Below are 18,932 nucleotides of genomic sequence, written 5' to 3'. Positions count from 1 at the left end.
ATACTAACATTACCGTATTGTAAACATTCTATGCGATATTTAAAACAAATATTACAGCACACAGAACAAGTTCTTATTAGGGAAGTAACAGTACTTGCTGATAATATCTATGAAATATGTAGACAATATGGAAATGACATTTTTCTGATTGCAGATGAAAATACAGCAAAACTTTTAAACAAAAACATACTTAATAAAGTTTCTCATTTAATTATTCCAGCCACACCTGTCATTCCAGCGCGTGACTATGATGGATCGCAGTGTCACGCTACTTGGATGACACCAAATAGAATGAACAGAGCTGCTTCTCTCCAAGCTGTAAACCTAGTTAGAAATAAAGCAAAAGATAGTGACTTAATGGTTGCATTTGGCAGTGGCACTGTTAATGATATCTGTAAGTACGCAAGCTATTTAGAAGGCAAAGACTACATATCCTTTCCAACAGCTGCTTCCATGAATGGATATAGCTCTGCAAACGCTTCAATATTAGTTGATGGATATAAAAAATCGTTCGGAGCACATCTTCCAAAGGCAATATACATTGATACCGATATAATTGCCAACGCACCACCACGCCTCACATTAAGTGGATTTGCAGATTTCATCTGCCGTTCAACAGTACAAGCCGATTGGCTATTATCTCATCTATTACTTGGCACAGAATATAATGAACTCCCCTTTAAACTTGTTCGCAATCTGGAGGAAATTTTGCTCAGAGAACACTTGGCACTTGCTAAAAAAGATAAAAGAGTAGTTTTATTACTTATGGAAGCCTTATTGATTTCAGGACTCGGAATGGTGATGTCAAAAGGCAGTTACTCTGCAAGTCAAGGAGAACATATGATAGCTCATGCAATTGAGATGGTAACACAGGATTATTCCTCCTCGTTACATGGGGAAAAAATTGCTGTGACAACGATTACCATGGCTAACTTGCAAGAGGAGATATTGTCAATACGAAACCCGATTACCAAACCGATCACTTTAGATGTAAAACATATAACTCAGTGCTTTGGTAATACCGAATTTATAAAAATTCTAAAGCAGAAGCAAATGATGCAGCAAAAAATTCAAGAGATTATTTGCAAAGAATGGAGTAATATTTCTAGTTTAATTAAGCAAAATTTACTATCTGCAAAACACCTGCAGAAAGTATTTGAAGATCTATCAATTCCGTACTTACCGGAGCATCTTAATTGGAACAAAGAGCAATATTGCAAGGTAGTCAATCTTACATTTGCAACAAGAGATAGATTCACCTTTCTTGACCTGGCTGGTTGTATAGAAAAAAGTTAGATTTTGTGTATTCGTTCAGTAGGGTAGCAAAATAAGATAGACAAAAACACAGTAACAAATGGTGTCATGCAAGTAGCTATCCAGCCTTTCTTAACAACAAAAACTTAGCATGACTTTTGTGCTCAAAAAACTTCTGGATTCCAGCATCAAGTGCTGGAATGACATGGTAAAATATTATTCAAGTAGCCTCTGTTCCAGTACCTATTCGGTGTCATTCAAGTCAACTCTTTTCTTGTTATCCCAGTGTCTAGACACTGGGATCCAGAAAACTTCACTTTAAATGAGTGCATTAGATTGTCTTTATATAGATGCCAGTGTCAGCTACTCGGATGAAATTCATTTAGTTGTCTTTTCTCATCTACCTTACCACTTTCTTGAACGGATACCATTAGCCATTCCCCTGAATAGATACAACAAATGTTGTATCTTTATCACTTCACATACATTATTCCATATACTATATGAACAACTGAAAAAAAACTTCAGTTAATTGACAATGAATCACGTTATTTTGTCAAGTGCGCTGCTATCGCCAAACCATAGCTTAGCTTGAGTGGCTGAGGAGGGATTTGAACCCCCGACCAAGAGATTATGATCCTCCTGCTCTACCACTGAGCTACTCAGCCTAATTAAAAACCTTGCTATATATGTAATCTATATGTTTCATATAATACTTCAAATCAAACAAAGACTCAAGTTTTTCAGAGTCAATAATTCCATGCAAGGATTTATCTTGTTTCAATTCGAACAGAAAATCACTGTTATCTTGCTTTACTTTCATTGCATTATTCTGAACAATTTTATATGCCTCTTCCCTCGCCAAACCACTATTTACCAACTCGAGTAATACTCGTTGTGAAAAAACCAAGCCTTTTGAAGAATTTAAGTTCTTTTCAATGTTTTCCTTATTGATCACCAATTTATCTATCAAATCTGTTAATCGTACTAAAGCAAAATCCATTGCTATACAAGCATCAGGAGCAATGCATCTTTCCACAGACGAGTGCGATATATCTCGTTCGTGCCATAATGCAACATTTTCTAATGCAGGAAAAACATAGCTGCGTATTAAGCGTGAGAGCCCAGTCAAATTCTCACTTAAAATAGGATTACACTTATGCGGCATAGCAGAACTTCCCTTCTGACCAGTGGAAAAATACTCAGAAATTTCTCCAACTTCAGTTCTTTGCAAGTGACGTATTTCAACGGCAATATTCTCTATTGAACTTGCAATCACTCCTAAAACTGAAAAGAATATTGCGTGTCTATCACGAGGAATGACTTGAGACGATATGGTTTCAGGTATAAGTCCCATTTCTTTCGCTACATACTCTTCAACAAACGGATCAACATTTGAAAAATTACCTACTGCACCTGATATTTTACAAATCGAGATCTCTGTTTTCGCGCTAATTAATCTCTGATAATTGCGTTTAAATTCAGCATAAAATCTAGCAAATTTTAATCCAAGAGTTGTTGATTCTGCATGCATTCCATGACTGCGCCCAACACAAACAATATTTTTATAGTCCTCAGCCTTTTTTTTCAGTGCTGAAAGTATATTTTTTAAATTTTCGAGCAAAATATCACATGATTCCTTTAACTGAACCGCAAGGCATGTATCTAAAACGTCAGAACTTGTCATTCCATAATGAAGATAACGAACATCAACTCCCGCTTCTTCAGCAACATATGTTAAAAAAGCTATAACATCGTGTTTTACAATGGATTCAATTTCGTTAATACGTTCAATATCAAATTCAATAACATCAGAGAGCTTCTGAGCAACACTATTTGGAATCACTCCTAACTCTGCTTGAGCTTCACACGCTAATTTTTCTATTTTGAGCCATATATTAAACTTATTTTTTTCTTCCCAAATGGAAGACATTTCTTTGCGGCTATAGCGTGGGATCATTTTTGATTTATTTCAATAATGGTGTCATTCCAGTGCATGACACTGGAATCCAGATATAAAAGTATTTGCAAATTATTCAATGGACAACGGATTCTAGAAGCATAAAATAATGTCCATGATGAAATAAACTGGACCCCAGTGTCACGCACTGGGATGACATGAGGGGAGCACTGGGATGATACCAGCTTAGCAATGGAAGACATTTCTTTACGACTATAACAAGGGATCATCTTTGATCAGCTATCATCACCATCAGTAGCTTCTTTACTCGCATCTTGCTCTGCCTCTTGTTGCTCAGATTTCTGATTTTGCAACTTTACTTGCCTCAATTCATGTGCATCTTTTTCAGATCTTACAACGTATATAGTAATTGGAACTATCACTTTACTATGTAATTCTATATTTACTTGATACTCGCCCAAATTTTTGATACTTATTCCACCAAAAGATAAACTATGATGACTTATATCATATCCTTCTTGTAATAAAGTTTTTGCAATTTCACGTGTGGTTACAGAGCCAAAAATCTTTCCATCCTCTGAAGCTTGCTTTATTAATATAATAAATTTATCATGCAGTGATGATGCAAGCACTTTTGCTGCATTTAATTTTTTGATATTTTCTTCTTCCAATAATAAACGCTGTTCCTCTAACTTTATTAAATTTTCCTTAGTGGCTTTCATCGCCTTTTTTTGTGGAAAAAGAAAATTACGTGCATAACCTGGCTTAACTTTGACAACTTCACCAAGCTTACCTAAAGTTGTTATATTTTCCTTTAAAATTATTAACATAAATTACCTAACTTTTTTAGTACAGTAAGGAGCAAGAGCTAAAAAGCGTGCTCTTATAATTGCTAAGCGCAACTTTCTTTGTTTTCTTGCGCACACACCTGTTAACCTTCTAGGTAATATTCTACCATAGTCAGAGGTGAATTTGGACAATAAATCTATATTCTTATAGTCTATGTCCTCATCTTTAGATGCAGTAAGAGGACAGACCTTAGGACGCCTAAAGCCAGTTCTGTTATTTACAGACACGTAAGAATTATTAAAACTATTTCGTCTTTTCATCATTATGCACTTTTCTCCTCAATTTGTTTATCCAGCATGTAAGATTTACCTTTAAAAAACTCATTAACCCGTACAGACAAGTGGCGAATAATATTCTCATTCAGTTTTACTCTACGCTCAAATTCATCCATAATGCTTGAAGTAAAACTTATACACATCATACAGTAATGACCACTTTTCATCTTATTTATTGGGTATGCAAAATCCAATAGACCCCAATATTCATATTTTATCAATCCTGAAGCTTCAATATTTTTCAAAAGCACTTCCAGCGTTTTACTCAATTGATTTGAGTCTACTATTTTAAAACTTTTTAAAACCTCTTGAAGGGGCTTTATTAGATGTTGTGAAATATTTTCCTTAAAAGCATTTACTACATTATAGATAAATGCACTTTTAGTGTTAGCTCCTGGAAGGTCCATAAAATTTTGTTTTATTCCCGTATCACTTAGTTCATTTTTCAATTCTTTATCGATTCTTGACTTTATTTCTTTTAAATTTGAAAAATCTTCTTCCAATTCAACCCATAAAATTTTTGTCAGAGTTTCAAAAAAATCAGAGTAAACAATCAGACTTTTTTTAATGCTTTCAGTACTTGCCTCTAGCTCTTGTTTTGTAACTGTGCTATGTTCTCTTTCTATGAGACCTTTAACCTCCTGAGAAATAACATCTGCTTTAATATTTTTCAACAAAATAGCCAATTCTTGGACCATTTCTTCTACTTCTTGCTGCAATAAGTTCGGTTGTGCTATAAAAGTAAATTCATAGAGATTCACTATATCTTCCTTTAATATCAATTAAACACTTTATTATATAAAACTTTTTTATATAAGCAAGTTATTTGTATTAATTTCTACGCCTTCAATCCAACTTAAGTGAGATATTTCATAAATAGCTTGGGGGGTGATTGAATATGTACCTGGCAACAAGATGCTGACTTTATGTTTTTTGAGAAGAAACTTTAGCATTATTTTGGTTTTGCCTCCATTTTTCAACACTGAATTCAACTCCTCAGCAACTTTTTGCGAGTCTGCACATACAGCAGTTAAAACTAATCCTTTCATTAGAGAAGTAACCTTTTCTGTAAATTCAGATATGTCCTTTCCTGATAGTCTCGTTGTGTTTTCTGAAATTTCAAGATCAATTATCACAAATGCTCCAGGTGAAAATAGATTCCTTTTTTCTTCTATTATTTCATTATTGTAGAATGCTATTTCAGAAACATTGTGGGGATCAGAAAGTGTTAGGATAACAAATCTTCCACGTTCTGAGGTTCTCATACGCACATTTAATATTACACCAGCAGTTTTTATTGTCTTACTCTCTCCGATAAACCCAATATTTAATTTTTTCAAGAGAGTTCTAAACTTTTCAAGTGGATGATTAGTTAAGTAAAATCCCAATGAAAATAACTCATGCTCTAATTTTTCCTCTTCATTAAAATCTTCCACGTTCTCAAGTTTTGGCTTCAGAATATCAAGATTACCAAATAAAGCAGCTTGATTTGACTGCCTATTTTTATTTGCAAAGTAAATCAATGTGTCTATTGACTCGTATAACTGCTTTCTATTTTTGTGCACACTATCGAAAGCTCCAGATTTAATTAAGCTTTCTAGCGCCCTCTTATTTATCATATGACCAGAATTTTGAATAAATTCCCATATGTCCTTATAAGGTGCATTTACTATTCCTTCTGCTGTAGCAAAACCAACATTACGCAAAGCAGCAATTCCGTAGCGTATGTGCTCACCCTCTATTGAAAATTCAGCCTTAGATTTGCTGATATCAGGCGAAAGAACAGCAACTCCACTGAATTTTGCAGCATGATAAAACAAATTCAGTTTGTCTCTATCATCAATGTTGAGATTCATCAAGGCCGTAAAAAATTCTAGCGGGTAGTTAGCCTTAAGGTAAGCTGTTTGGTAAGATATAATCGCATATGCTGCAGCGTGGGATTTATTAAATCCATAACCAGCAAATTTTGCAACAAGATCAAAAATATAACTTGCCCTGTCGTAGTCAACACCATTCTTTGTTGCTCCTTGAACAAAAAGTTCACGTTGTTTATCCATCTCCTCTTTAATTTTCTTACCCATAGCACGTCTGAGTAAATCTGCTTCTGCGAGGCTATATCCAGAAAGAATACGGGCTATTTCCATCACCTGTTCTTGGTAGATTATTACTCCGAATGTTTCTTTTAACACCTCCTCAAGCAATGGATGAATATAATCTGGCTTTTCAAGCCCGTGTTTTCTTGCAATGTAAGTTGGAATGTTATCCATAGGCCCTGGGCGATAAAGAGAAATTAAAGCGATGATATCTTCAATGCAGTCTGGCTTTAGTTTGATTAAAGCTTCTCTCATTCCCGAACTTTCAAGCTGAAACACTCCGATTGAATCACCTCTTGAGAGCATTTCATAGGTTCTTTGATCAATCAAAGAAACCGAGGAAATATCAAATTTTTTTTCATCACGATTAATTAAACGACATACATGATCTATTAGTGTTAGCGTACCAAGTCCAAGAAAATCAAATTTTATTAACCCAGCTTTCTCTACATATTTCATGCTGTATTGAGTGATTGGCAGAGCCGAATTTGGATCATAATAGACGGGAACAAAATTTTCTAATTTTTGATCGCATATTACAATTCCAGCAGCATGAGTTGAAACGTGACGATATATTCCTTCGAGCTTTAGTGATATATCAAGAAGCTTTGCAATTACCTCATCACTATCTCGTTCTTTCTGTAGGTTTTGATCAAGCTCTATCGCTTGCGATAAAGTTACAGGATTTACTGGATTAAATGGAACCATTTTAGATATTTTATCCACTTGAGAGTAAGGCATTTGCAATACTCTACCAACATCACGCAATACTGCCCTTGCTTGCAATTTTCCAAAAGTGATTATTTGAGCAACATAACCGTACTTTTTCTGAACATAATCAATAACCAGGTCCCTTTTCTCTTGGCAGAAATCGATATCAAAGTCAGGCATCGATACACGATCAGGATTTAAAAATCTTTCAAAGATCAGACCAAACTTTATTGGATCAAGATCTGTAATTTGTAAGCTCCAAGCAACAATCGATCCAGCACCAGAACCTCTTCCCGGTCCAACTGGAATGCCATTTGCTTTGCTCCAACGAATGAAATCAGAAACTATCAAAAAGTAGCCAGCGTAGTTCATCGAAGTTATTACGCTTAGTTCGTAATTCAGCCGATCGTAGTATTGTTTAAGGTCTATGTCCGTTTCATTTGCAATGCGGAATTCTAATCCTGCAACTGCCTGCTCCCTCAGTTCTTCATTCTCAGTTTTATTTTCTCGACAAGGAAATTTAGGCAAGATAGGCTGCCTGCTTCTTGGCATGTAAGAGCACCGCTTAGCTATCACTAAAGTGTTATGAATTGCTTCGGGAATGTCGCTGAACAGTTCCTCCATTTCTGCCACAGATTTGAAGTAATGCTCGGTAGTTAACTTCTTTCTGTTATTCTCGAGAGCATAACTGCCCTCCGATATGCACGTTAATATGTCATAAGCCTCATAGTCAGACTTATTTGGAAAAAACACATCATTCGTTGCAACTAGTGGTATATTGCGCTGATAAGCAAAATCTATTAAAGCTTCTTCAAGCTCTAGCTCTTTATTCAGCCCATGACGCTGCAATTCAACATATAAATGACCATCGAATGCTGAGAGCAGTCTTTTTATCGTTTCTTTATCTTGCTTCAATAACAGTTGAGCCAATATGCCGTCATATCCACCAGTTAAGGCGATTAGGCCTGAACTTAAATTTAATAGCTCATCAAAATCAACGTAAGGAATATCGCTGTTATTCTTGCACTTTTTAAAAGACTCACTCACCAAGGTGACTAAATTAGTGTACCCTTGTTCATTTTTTGCAAGTAGGAGTATTGATAAATTTTGTTCTAAGTGTCGAACGATAATATTGCATCCTATTATTAGCTGTATTCCCTTATTTGCCGCATATTCTGCAAACTCAAGTGAGCCAAATAAGTTGCCTGAATCAGTAACTGCAACTGCCGGCATTTTGTTCTGCAAACAAAGACCAATCAGCTCCTCAATTTTAACCGAACTCTCAAGCAGAGAATAAACGCTATGAACACGCAAGTGTATGAACATAAAAAACTTTAGATTAGCAATAAAAGGATAACATTAATTTGCTCGTAGGGATATGAAAAGGTCTAACACTGAAATAACACCAAAGAGGCTACTTGAATCTAATTTACTATTCACAATCCCAGTTATTAGCTTGTTTTAATTGACTTTTTATCATAATTATGTAATAATTAAATAACTCTTTTAATATTGAAGGTAAAATCATGACAGGAGAATATGAATCACTGGAAAAAGTACTGAGGACGATTGAGGCTGAGAAAGATTTAAATCTCAATAATATAATTGAGAAAATACAAGAAGAACTAAAGGAACAGGATCAAGGTCTATATAAAGATTGGGAGGAAGGTAAATTTGATGTAAATCATGGATTTAGCTTAAATATTTCAGGGATAGAGTACTCAAAGCTTCCGTTACTAATAATAGCTGCTCGGAATGGTTACATAAAGACAGTAGGGGTTTTACTCGGAGTAGGAGCAAATGTTAACGTAGTGGATCAATGTAAAAGGACTCCTTTACATCATGCTGCTTTGAATGATCGCGTAGGCACAGTAGAGGTTTTACTCAAAGAAGGAGCAAAAGTTGATTCAGTAGATCAATATGAAATGACTGCTTTGCATAATGCTGCTGAGAATGGTCACAAAAAGATAGTAGGGATTTTAATCGAAAATAAAGCAGATAATATTGATGCGAAAAATTGCAATGGTAGTACTGCTTTGTATTGTGCTGCTTTAAATAATCACGCAAATATAGTAAATGCTTTAATCAAAGCAGGAGCAGATGTTAATGAGAAAGATATAAGTGGGTGGACTGCTTTGCACTGTGCTGCTAGTAATGGCCACGTAGACACAGTAGAGGCTTTAATCAAAGAAGGAGCAAATGTTAACGCAGTAGATAAAAATGGAATGACTTATTTAGATTATGCTGAGAAACATACTAAAAAGTGTGCTGAAGAAAAGTATGCTGAAGAAAAGTATGCTGAAGAAAAGTATGCTGAAGGTTATGCTAAGGGTAAAAACGTAATAAAAGCTCTATTAGAGGAAGGAGGTGGCTCTTTTGTGAAAGCGCGTAATAAATCAATGATTGCCGGTGGAGTAACTGGATTATTAGGCACTGCTATAGCAGTGGCACTTTTTACAACTGGAACAATTGCAGCTCAGTTGATACCTATCGTTATAGCAGTGGTTGCAGTTATAGCAGCAGCACTGGTAGTTGGTTGTGCTACATATGAATTGTTAAAGCCTAGTACTAAAGTTGATGGAGCAGAGAAACCATCTGCCGCCTTAATAAATGGACAGCAGGGAGTTACTAGCATTCCTTCATAGTAGAGCGCGTGACGCAGGTTCCTGGATCCCAGTACTGGGATGACAACGAAGGGGCTGCTTGAATAACAACGAAGGGTTATTTGGATAATAGCCGTACTTGATCTGGATTCCAGTGTCTAGGCACTGGGATGACAAGAAGGAGGGCTACTTGAATGGTTGAAGGGAAAGTGCTGGAATGAAAGGAGTGTAAGATAAAGCTACTTGTATAACTGTTGCACATCCATAAACTCCTTCTCGTCTTGAATGCTGATGATAGTGTGAGTGTTAAGAGGTAAAGGGTCATTTATATGTCCATGGCCTACCCCTTTCATTGTAAATACAGGAAAGTTAACACTCTTTGCAAACCTTTCTTTTACAATTTCGACAAGATTATCATTATAACAGTTAACAAAGTCACCGAATATTACTGCATCTACTCCATCAAAAATATGAGCTTGTTTTAGGTGATCTAGACTGCGCTCAATTGAATATGGATAAACTCTTATGTCTTCTAAAAATAGAATTTTGTCTTTTGCATTTATTTGCCAAGCAGTTCCTATACTGTTTTCAACCAAAGTCATATTACCACCGATGATTTTAGACTCTAATCTGCCATTTTTTAGTCTAACTCCATTATTTATCATCTTTAAGTTGTCAAATCTGATAGAGTTGCGTTGGTTAAGAATTAATTCTTTTAATTTTTCAACAGAGCTTTCAGCAACAGAGTTATTTACTATCATTTCCAACATGGTGCCGTGGAGGGTTTGCCAGTCGTATTTAACTTGCAGATAAATATGTAAAGCAGTGATATCACTATAGCCTATAAGAATTTTTTTGTTTTGAGCAATTCTTTCTTTTTTATCATTGGGCAGCTTTTCTAGGTAAGGAATTAGCCGAGAAGCCCCTTCTCCTCCTCTGATACACCAAATTATTTTGCTATCATCAGTGAGCGCATTAACCAAATCATTCGCTCTAAACTCATCAGAGTTAGAATAAAATGGGTTGTCATTACTGTATATTTTCTCCGAAATGTGAGGATTAAAATCCAAAGTTTTTACGTATTCTCTTATAGTAGGCAGATCTGATTCTTTTCCTTTCGAAGAAGGAGCAATAATATCAACTTGATTTGCAGGATTAGTGAGTAAAAGGCATAGAAAATAAAGAATAGAAAAATACATTAAAATATCTTATGAAACTCTTGCTTTAATATATCATCTAATTCGCAAAGAGAAACTTTTACTCCTAGTTTTTCCATTGATGTAACGCCGTAATCTTTTAGTCCACAAGGAATAATACCCTTATAGTGGGAAAGATTCGGAGAGACATTAAGTGCTATGCCATGATAAGTTACCCATTTTCTCAAGCGAATGCCAAAAGCTGCTATTTTTTCTTCTACTCCGTTGTTGTTCACCCAAATGCCTATTCTATCTTCCTTAAATTCCCCAAGTATATTAAAGTGTTTTAAAACATTTATGATCCAATTACTTAGGTCTCTGATATATAGTTTTATGTCACATTTGTTTCTTTTTTTAAGATTTAGCATTAAATATATAATGCGCTGCCCTGGTCCGTGATATGTATATTTACCACCCCTACCTGTTTTATATATAGGAAATAATTTTTCAATAATCTCATCATCTGTTGCACCGATTCCTGCAGTATAAAGTGGAGGGTGCTGGAGTAGCCATACTAACTCATCAGATAAATTATTGTGAATTTGTTGAATTTTTGCTTCCATGAATTTCACAGAATGGTTATAATCAATGAGTTGGTTAGATATTAGCCATTCTGTCATATTCAATTTCTTTAGGTCTATCAATGTCATTCCAGTCTGGAATCCAGAAATTTGATTGTAGATAGCACACTGAACTGGTAAGCATAGCTGTTTTACGCTAAGAGGAACGTCTTTGACTAAATTGTATAAAAAGATGGATCCTAGTGTCAAGCTACTTGGATGACAAATATGGGCTACTTGAATGGCACTATCGCAAACGAACTAGTGTCAGCTACTCAGATGACATCATTCTTGTAACACTAATTGATATAATTCAACTACAATTTCAAATTTTTAACAAAATTTTCAGGAGGCACATATGAATTTTAACATTTTTCAAAGAAAGAAAAGCAGTGAATACTCTGCTTTGCAACTAATGATGGAACCAAGTTGGAGTAGGCGTGATTATGTAAGTTTTGCTGAGGAAGGTTACATAAAAAATGTTATTGCCTTTCGAGCAATTAATATGATCGCAAGTGCTGCATCTTCGGTACCTTTTACTCTCTGCCAGCTTACTGACCAGGGAAAATCACAACTAAAAGCGCATCCATTACTGAAGTTACTTTATTCTCCTAATCCAATGACATCAAAATCGGAATTTATTGAAGGGATTGTGACTTATCGATTAGTTAATGGCAATTCTTATGTATTGATGATTGAGGCGCAGAATAAACCAACAGAGCTTTATCTTCTGCGCCCTGATAGGGTTGAAATTATTCCAGGGAGAAGTAACGTTCCTTATGCCTATCGTTATACCGTAAATAACAACAGTTATGACTTTAAAGTTGATAAATTGACTGGGCGTTCAACAGTACTGCATCTTAAAACCTTTAACCCTTTGAATGATTGGTATGGACTTTCACCAATTGAGGCAGCTGCATATAGTATAGATCAGCATAATCAGGCTGGTGCTTGGAATCAGGCAATGCTGCAAAATGGAGCAAGACCAAGTGGTGCAATAGTTGTAAAATCAGAAAAGGATGGAAGTGGTGGAAACTTAAGTCAAGAGCAATATCAACGCTTAAAAGCACAGATAAACGATCATTATTCAGGTCCTGTTAACGCTGGAAGACCAATATTACTTGAAGGGGGCTTAGAGTGGAAGGAAATGAGCTTATCACCGAGAGATATGGATTTTATTGAGTCTAAACACAGCTCAGCTCGTGATATTGCACTGGCTTTTGGCGTTCCGCCGCAGTTGCTTGGCATACCAGGTGATAATACTTATAGCAATTTGATCGAAGCACGTCTTTCCCTTTGGGAACAGACGATTTTACCAACGCTAGAAAATATTATCTGTCACCTGAATTCTTGGCTAGTGCCCAAGTTTGGTAAAGATTTATGTTTGTCATATGATAAAGACGCGATAGAAATTCTAATGGAGAAAAGACAAAAGATGTGGAAATACGTGCAAAACGCAAGCTTCATGACGCTCAATGAAAAAAGAGAAGCTTTTGGCTTGCCACCGTTACCCGGTGGTGATAAGTTGAATTGATATTTATATAGTGTAGATATTTATACTAAGCTGTAATAAACTGGGGGTATTTTATGTATCAAGAACAAGGAAATTCAGTAAGTAATTCTCGATTTACTCTTCCTCATATAGAATTGTTATCGACATGCAAAGCGAATGTTAATGCAGCAGATCATAAGGGTGCTACTCCCTTACATTATGCTGCTTGCGGAAACCGCTTAGAGGAAATGAAATTATTGCTTAAAAACGGAGCGAGTGTTAATGCAGTAGATCATAATGACGCTACTCCCTTACATTATGCTGCTTGCGGAAACCGCTTAGAGGAAATGAAATTATTGCTTAAAAACGGAGCAAATGTTAATGCAGTGGACAATTCTGGTTTTACTCCTTTGCATTTGTCTGTTTGTGAAGGCTACACGGAGATAACACAGTTATTGCTTGGAGAGACAGAGAGTCCAAGCACAAGCTGCAGCGACGCAAGCATTGAGAATGTACAAACAATCAATCAGTCTTATCATTGGTGAGAGTAGAACATCTTTTACTAAGGTCTAACTTAAAGATAGATGGTCCCTTAAATCCTACATCTAAATGAGTTAACTATTTTTCTTGCTAACTAAGGTGTTGTAAATTTGGTCTACATCAAAACTCATCTTAGGGCACCAAATAGGGCCATCTAAGTGTGCCTCGATATAAAGAGGACTATTATGATTTGGTAGTATGAAAAAGAGTCTGAATATAGAAGTTAAGGAGAAATTAGATAAGATTAAATTAGAAGAGATAGAACCTGATGCTTGATCGGTACTAAACTGTGAACTAGTTGAACATACACCACTGTTAATACTTACTTTTCCATTAATATTTTCAAAAAGCGTACTGCCATTATATATATCAACGTAAGCAAGCTTGGAAATTTCAGGTTTATTCTTACTGCTTAACAACTTAGTGATGAATGAATTAAAATCCACATTTGTAAACTCTATTTTCTGTGCTTGAAAGTTTACATTTCCTGATAAGTTACTAGCCCAATCATCAAAGCTTGTTCCTTGAGTTTTGATTTCACCACTTAAGCTTATCTTGCCATTTATGTTATTAACTCCTATAACTTCCTTGGTGTCCAAATTTGCAATAGAAAATTTTGTGTGAATTGAGCCTGCTTTTAGATAACCCTGAAAAAACATTTGTCCATGTTCTAGTATGTAACTTATCTGTTTGATAGTGATAGTGTTGTTTCTTATCACTGTATCCAAGTTAAAATCTTTTAAGACGTTTTGCCCAATTTTAAATTCTGTAGTTTTGATTTCCACGTTTGCATCAAAATCTCCTTTCTCATCTAAAAAATTAAGCTGCTTTGTTGACCATTGAATTTGATTTATTTCATTTCTTGAGTTTCTTTTTACCTCTAATAGTTTTGGTAATTTAAAGATATTTCCATTAAATTTATTACCTGTAAGGTTTACGTCTAATAAAGGCTTAGTGTATTTTTGATCCACTAATATTTTTACACTACCGGTAATGTCGAAATCTTCTCCGAATAACTTTATTTTATCTGCAACTAGCTTGTTCTCTTGTATTTTTAATGAAAAATCCAAATCTTCAATTTTTGTGCCATTGAATATAGAATCTTTAACACTAGTTCTTATATTTACATCATATTTAAGATTTTTCAGCCATTGCACTTTGCTGAATAATGAATAATCATATTTATCTATATTAATGTTATGTATGCTAAATTTGCTATCGATCATATTGTGTTTTTTTGTGTGATTTACCTTAATTGATCCTTGCCAAGATTCTTTGTTATTTAGCAATCTGATATCTGAAAGAGATAATATTCTAGGTGCTAAATATAGTTTAGAACTTGCTGTAAATTGACTTTTCTCTCTTTCTTGCATCTTGATAGAAGGTAAAATATGTGAAATGAACGACTCACCCTTTATCAATATATCACCATTAAATTCAGACAAGTTGCCATTGTTTGAAACTCTTCCTGATAAGCGAGATATATTATTGGTTCCAGGAAATTGAAGAAGAGTATCAACGTTTATTTCGCCATTAGCAAATTTTAGCGTAGCATGAAATTTGTCTAATATCCTGTTTTGATATTGAATATTTGAAGCTTCCATATTAAAATCCAAGCTCAGGTTCTTTGGCACAACCTCTCTAAAAGATTCTAAAAGACCCTTCATATCTGTTGTTTTGTGTGAGCCGTTTTTTAGGTCGACTTTACTAAAACTAATATTGATATTAGTATGATCACTTTTTCTATCATTTTGTATTATACCAGTGCCTTGCATGCTTTTGGACTCAATTTTTAAATCAGTTGCCGTAAACTCGCTTTCATTGAGATTGATATTGGATGATATCTCAATATTTTCGCTGGGAATCACATAAGAAAGGAAGCTAAGATTAATGATTTTTGCTAAATTGCTCACAGAACCGGAACTGTTATTGATTGTCAGTGTTAAATTACCCTGTTGATTTCTATTACCTTTAAATAGCAAATTTGCAAAATTTGAATCAACACTAATGTGTACATTATTTTTTGTGACATTAACCTTTCCAGAAAAATCGTAATTGTTGTCACCAATCTGTACTTCACCAAAAAACTGCTTATTTTTTTTTATAGCAACTTCCTTGATGTTAATAGTATCGGCGTTAAAACTTATTTGGCTGTCCTTTATTAATATATCAACTATATTATCATTGGCTTTCGTATTTATAATATTAAGTAAATTTTCTTTGTTGCTTTTCATGCCCAAAAATGAGATTGACTTTGGTTGCAATGAAAATGAAAACAACGATGGCCTTATTTCAATTTTTTTTGCACTAATTAAATCTGATAATTTTTGTTCCTTGTTTTTGTTATATTGTACATATATATTGTGAATAGTAAGTTTTGGAGTAATGAGCGAAACTTCAATTTTTCCTCCAACATGTACTTTAGCATCATACGTCTTCTCTAACTCTTTTACGATATATTCTCTGTAGCCACTCCAATCCTTAAAAGTTGCAGCAACGTGCATGAGAATTAATAGAAACAAGATTGATGATATGGCGTATAAAGAAAGTTTCATAATAGACCTCTCATTCCAGCATCCCTTCTCTTCTTGTCATCCCAGTCTGGGATCCAGGAAATTTGATTAGACATTAAGTTAATTAGCAAAAAAGTAGCTATTCTTATGTTAAAACACAGCATTTTTACATGAGAAGCTGGTCTGATGAGCACTGGGTTCCCAGTGGAAATTGCTCTCAAACCACAACACTCATACAGTTGTGTGTGTGACACTGTGATCCAGTGTGACTTAAATAAGGTTTTCCAGATTATATAATCAACAAAATTTCTGGATCCCAGTGCTTGACACTGGGATGACAGGAATAGGTTATGGAATGAAAGGAGTGGATATTGGAATAGTAGCTGAAATGACATATAGCAATACAAAGGGTGTAATTTATACATATTTCAAATTATTCAAATTTCCTCTAAAAATTAGGTAAAGAGTGCTAGAATAAATAATAACACTCAAAGCTATTAAAGTTACTAAATAAACAATACGAGCTAGCCCTCTATCGAAAAACAACCCTGCTGATAAGTAATTAGAGAGATAAAGAACTATTGACATAACCAATGTTGCAGTGAGAATTTTTACAATATTTAGTAATAATGCTTGGCTAATCTTATACATCTTATTTATTGTTAAATAATTAATCAATAAAATAGAATTTATCCAAGTGGAAATGGAAGTAGCAATAGCAATTCCTATATGTTGGTATTTGTTCATTAATATGAGATTTAGTATTACATTAATTCCAAGGCACGTTAATGAGAACATAGTTGGTATTTTTAGCTTTCCCCTAGCAAAGAATGTGGGTAGCAATACTTTATTTATAATAAATGCGGGTAAAGAAAGAGAAAATGCTACTAATGTAGGAACAGTTTGCTGCACTGCATAATAATCAAATCGGCCGTAAGAAAAAAGCGTAAGTAAAATTATGTCAGGAATAATGATAAAAGCAGCAGTTATTGGCATAATTAATATTAACCCTATATTAAGGGCCTTGTTCTGTATTTTGACTATATTCTCAGTATCATTTATTCGTTTTGAAATCAGAGGAAGAAGTACTGTACCAATTGCAGTGCCAATTACTCCTTGCGGTAGTTGATTTAGTCTATCGGCATAATATATATAAGAAACTGCATTTGGTATAAAACTCGCCATGATTGTGTCAATCCATACACTTATTTGTATTACACAATTGTTGATAATTGCAGGTATCACACGTTTAAAAAATAATTTTACTTCGTTACTTAATTCTAAACTAAAAGAAAAGAAAGCCTTTAATTTGTATGCACTAAATACTATTAAAAGTAGCTGCAAAATCCCTCCAATCAGGACGGCTATAGAAAGGTTATGAGCCGGTGTTTCAATGTAAGGTAAAAACAAACTGATGATTAAACAGAGGTTCAAAATGATTGGTGAAATAGCTGTTGAAGCAAAATGCTGTTTTACTTGCAACATTCCACCAATAAGTGATGCGATTGACACGAAGATTATGTAGGGCATCATAATTTTCGACAAAGTTACAGTAAAGGTAAATTTATTTTGGTCAAATCCAGGAGTGAAGATTTTGATCATGTAAGGGAAGAAGGTTTGTGTGATAAGGCAAAAAATTACTAGAATAATAAACGTAATGGATATTACACTACTTGCGAAATTAAATGCCTTTTTATTATCATATGACTCTGCAGAGTATAATGGTATGAATGAGGTAGTAAATGCTCCCTCTGCAAAAAACGATCGAAATAAATTAGCAAAGCGAAACGAGGAAAAGAATATATCTGCAAGAGAAGTTGCACCAATAACCGTAGCAATCAATACATCTCTTATTAGCCCTAAAATTCTTGAAATAGCTGTAAAAAAACTAAATGTGAAAATACTTTTAAACATATCACGATTTCAATACGATTAACTATAATGCTAAAAGCATAAATGAAAATGTTTATTCGCTAAACTTAAAACTCTATGCAAAAGTAGGTAGCTTAAATAATTAATTGACTATTTATGCTTGTGTGTTAGAAATTTTATACCTTGGCGGGCGTAGCTCAGTTGGTAGAGCGTCAGTTTGTGGTACTGAATGTCGCCAGTTCAATCCTGGTCGCTCGCCCCACTAAAAATTTCCACTTTACATAAATATAAACATTAGATATTTTTGCACGTCCGTTAGCATTCCTTGTTGCTTTAGTATTTAGATGGCGGAGGGGAAGTTTGCGATTTAGAGTAAAAATGATGCCTATTAATTAGTGAGAGGGATTGTATGTATATTTGTTTGTTAGCTTATAGTATAGTGTCAGCACTAGGAGTATTAGCTTGGTGGTTAAGTTTTGACACTTCATCACCTTTAGCCATAGGTGGAATTGCTGGTTGTATAGCTCCAGCATTGATTGCGATTTTTCACGTAGGATGTTTGCTATATAAGTTTTGCAAAAGAGATCCTATTGAGGAGGATCATGGAAAAGTAGCAAATTTTTTGAGTTTGATGATATCTACAAGCGCTGCAATTGGAGTTACACTTGCTGGAAGCATAGCTGCTATTTTTCCTAATCCAAAAATAGGATTTACATTAATAAGTGGAATGATAGGGCTGATAGCACCGATTTTAGGGCTTTTTGCAACTGTAGCTATAGTGCATTGTGTAGATGAAACAGCAATTAAATCTGCAGTAAGTGCAATTTCGATTACAGATTCTACATATGTCAAAATATCTCAGGAAGAAGAAGTAGATGAATGTATTACCTTTCCGGAAGAAGAAGTTAATAAAAGTATCATTTTTCCCAAAGTTGAAAAAGTTTTTTCTGCGAGAGAGACGGCAGTTTGAGCTAAGTTAGTGTGCAATGTTGTAATCTGTAAAATTTGACATCAATCACTGATAGTTGGAATATTATAGAGTAGGAATTACTC

At 34.6% G+C, this 18,932-nt stretch carries 14 protein-coding genes and 2 tRNA genes; 6 read left to right on the top strand and 10 right to left on the bottom strand.

From position 1 onward, the window contains the following. Nucleotides 1-30: 30 nt before the first annotated feature. Nucleotides 31-1,296, top strand: coding sequence for an iron-containing alcohol dehydrogenase (locus OOL05_RS05940; protein WP_264376164.1), 1,266 nt, complete (start codon nucleotides 31-33; stop codon nucleotides 1,294-1,296). 554 nt (nucleotides 1,297-1,850) lie between these two features. Here the strand turns inward: OOL05_RS05940 and OOL05_RS05930 are convergent. The 6 genes from OOL05_RS05930 to dnaE form a co-directional block, all read right to left on the bottom strand. Beyond that, a tRNA-Met gene (locus OOL05_RS05930) sits at nucleotides 1,851-1,922 on the bottom strand. Next, entirely contained in the window at nucleotides 1,922-3,214 is a 1,293-nt protein-coding gene (gene purB, locus OOL05_RS05925; RefSeq protein ID WP_064085669.1) for an adenylosuccinate lyase, read from the bottom strand. The genes OOL05_RS05930 and purB overlap by 1 nt, the downstream gene beginning before the upstream one ends. Before the next feature lie 236 nt (nucleotides 3,215-3,450). Continuing rightward, the gene (gene rplI, locus OOL05_RS05920; protein WP_010402757.1) at nucleotides 3,451-4,005 is read right to left on the bottom strand and encodes a 50S ribosomal protein L9; all 555 of its coding nucleotides are present in this window, start codon (nucleotides 4,003-4,005) and stop codon (nucleotides 3,451-3,453) included. Between the two features lie 3 nt (nucleotides 4,006-4,008). Further along, nucleotides 4,009-4,287 (bottom strand): 30S ribosomal protein S18, encoded by a 279-nt coding sequence (gene rpsR / locus OOL05_RS05915; protein WP_010402759.1) that lies wholly within the window; start codon nucleotides 4,285-4,287, stop codon nucleotides 4,009-4,011. After that, a complete protein-coding gene (gene rpsF, locus OOL05_RS05910; protein WP_264376165.1) occupies nucleotides 4,287-5,060 on the bottom strand; it encodes a 30S ribosomal protein S6 in 774 nt (257 codons plus the stop codon). The genes rpsR and rpsF overlap by 1 nt, the downstream gene beginning before the upstream one ends. A gap of 48 nt (nucleotides 5,061-5,108) precedes the next feature. Continuing rightward, a complete protein-coding gene (gene dnaE / locus OOL05_RS05905) occupies nucleotides 5,109-8,429 on the bottom strand; it encodes a DNA polymerase III subunit alpha (protein WP_264730195.1) in 3,321 nt (1,106 codons plus the stop codon). A 200-nt stretch (nucleotides 8,430-8,629) separates the two neighbouring features. On the opposite strand from dnaE, the gene OOL05_RS05900 reads away from it, so the two are divergent. Beyond that, nucleotides 8,630-9,748, top strand: coding sequence for an ankyrin repeat domain-containing protein (locus tag OOL05_RS05900; protein ID WP_264730193.1), 1,119 nt, complete (start codon nucleotides 8,630-8,632; stop codon nucleotides 9,746-9,748). A gap of 197 nt (nucleotides 9,749-9,945) precedes the next feature. Here OOL05_RS05900 and OOL05_RS05895 read toward each other — a convergent pair whose 3' ends face one another. Together OOL05_RS05895 and lipB are read right to left on the bottom strand one after the other, a co-directional pair. Beyond that, entirely contained in the window at nucleotides 9,946-10,905 is a 960-nt protein-coding gene (locus OOL05_RS05895; protein ID WP_264730191.1) for an LD-carboxypeptidase, read from the bottom strand. Beyond that, entirely contained in the window at nucleotides 10,905-11,522 is a 618-nt protein-coding gene (lipB, locus tag OOL05_RS05890; RefSeq protein ID WP_264730189.1) for a lipoyl(octanoyl) transferase LipB, read from the bottom strand. Before lipB ends, OOL05_RS05895 begins: the two co-directional genes overlap by 1 nt. A gap of 298 nt (nucleotides 11,523-11,820) precedes the next feature. Between lipB and OOL05_RS05885 the strand changes: the two genes are divergently transcribed. Continuing rightward, nucleotides 11,821-12,996: a phage portal protein gene (locus OOL05_RS05885; protein ID WP_264730187.1), complete on the top strand. Its 1,176-nt coding sequence runs from the start codon at nucleotides 11,821-11,823 to the stop codon at nucleotides 12,994-12,996. Between the two features lie 53 nt (nucleotides 12,997-13,049). Continuing rightward, nucleotides 13,050-13,499 (top strand): ankyrin repeat domain-containing protein, encoded by a 450-nt coding sequence (locus OOL05_RS05880; RefSeq protein WP_064085664.1) that lies wholly within the window; start codon nucleotides 13,050-13,052, stop codon nucleotides 13,497-13,499. A 69-nt stretch (nucleotides 13,500-13,568) separates the two neighbouring features. Here the strand turns inward: OOL05_RS05880 and OOL05_RS05875 are convergent, their stop codons facing one another. After that, nucleotides 13,569-16,049, bottom strand: coding sequence for an AsmA-like C-terminal region-containing protein (locus OOL05_RS05875; protein ID WP_264730185.1), 2,481 nt, complete (start codon nucleotides 16,047-16,049; stop codon nucleotides 13,569-13,571). 375 nt (nucleotides 16,050-16,424) lie between these two features. Continuing rightward, nucleotides 16,425-17,921 (bottom strand): murein biosynthesis integral membrane protein MurJ, encoded by a 1,497-nt coding sequence (gene murJ / locus OOL05_RS05870; protein WP_264730182.1) that lies wholly within the window; start codon nucleotides 17,919-17,921, stop codon nucleotides 16,425-16,427. Nucleotides 17,922-18,065: 144 nt separating this feature from the next. On the opposite strand from murJ, the gene OOL05_RS05865 reads away from it, so the two are divergent. Both OOL05_RS05865 and OOL05_RS05860 read left to right on the top strand, forming a co-directional pair. Further along, nucleotides 18,066-18,141: transfer RNA gene (locus OOL05_RS05865), tRNA-His, on the top strand. A gap of 147 nt (nucleotides 18,142-18,288) precedes the next feature. Then, on the top strand, nucleotides 18,289-18,849 hold the full coding sequence (locus tag OOL05_RS05860; RefSeq protein WP_264375806.1) for a hypothetical protein: 561 nt from the start codon (nucleotides 18,289-18,291) through the stop codon (nucleotides 18,847-18,849). Nucleotides 18,850-18,932: the final 83 nt, after the last annotated feature.

The organism is Wolbachia endosymbiont (group B) of Episyrphus balteatus (assembly GCF_947250575.1).
In the GTDB taxonomy this organism is placed as follows: domain Bacteria; phylum Pseudomonadota; class Alphaproteobacteria; order Rickettsiales; family Anaplasmataceae; genus Wolbachia.
This window is presented reverse-complemented; position numbering and strand designations above follow the sequence as displayed.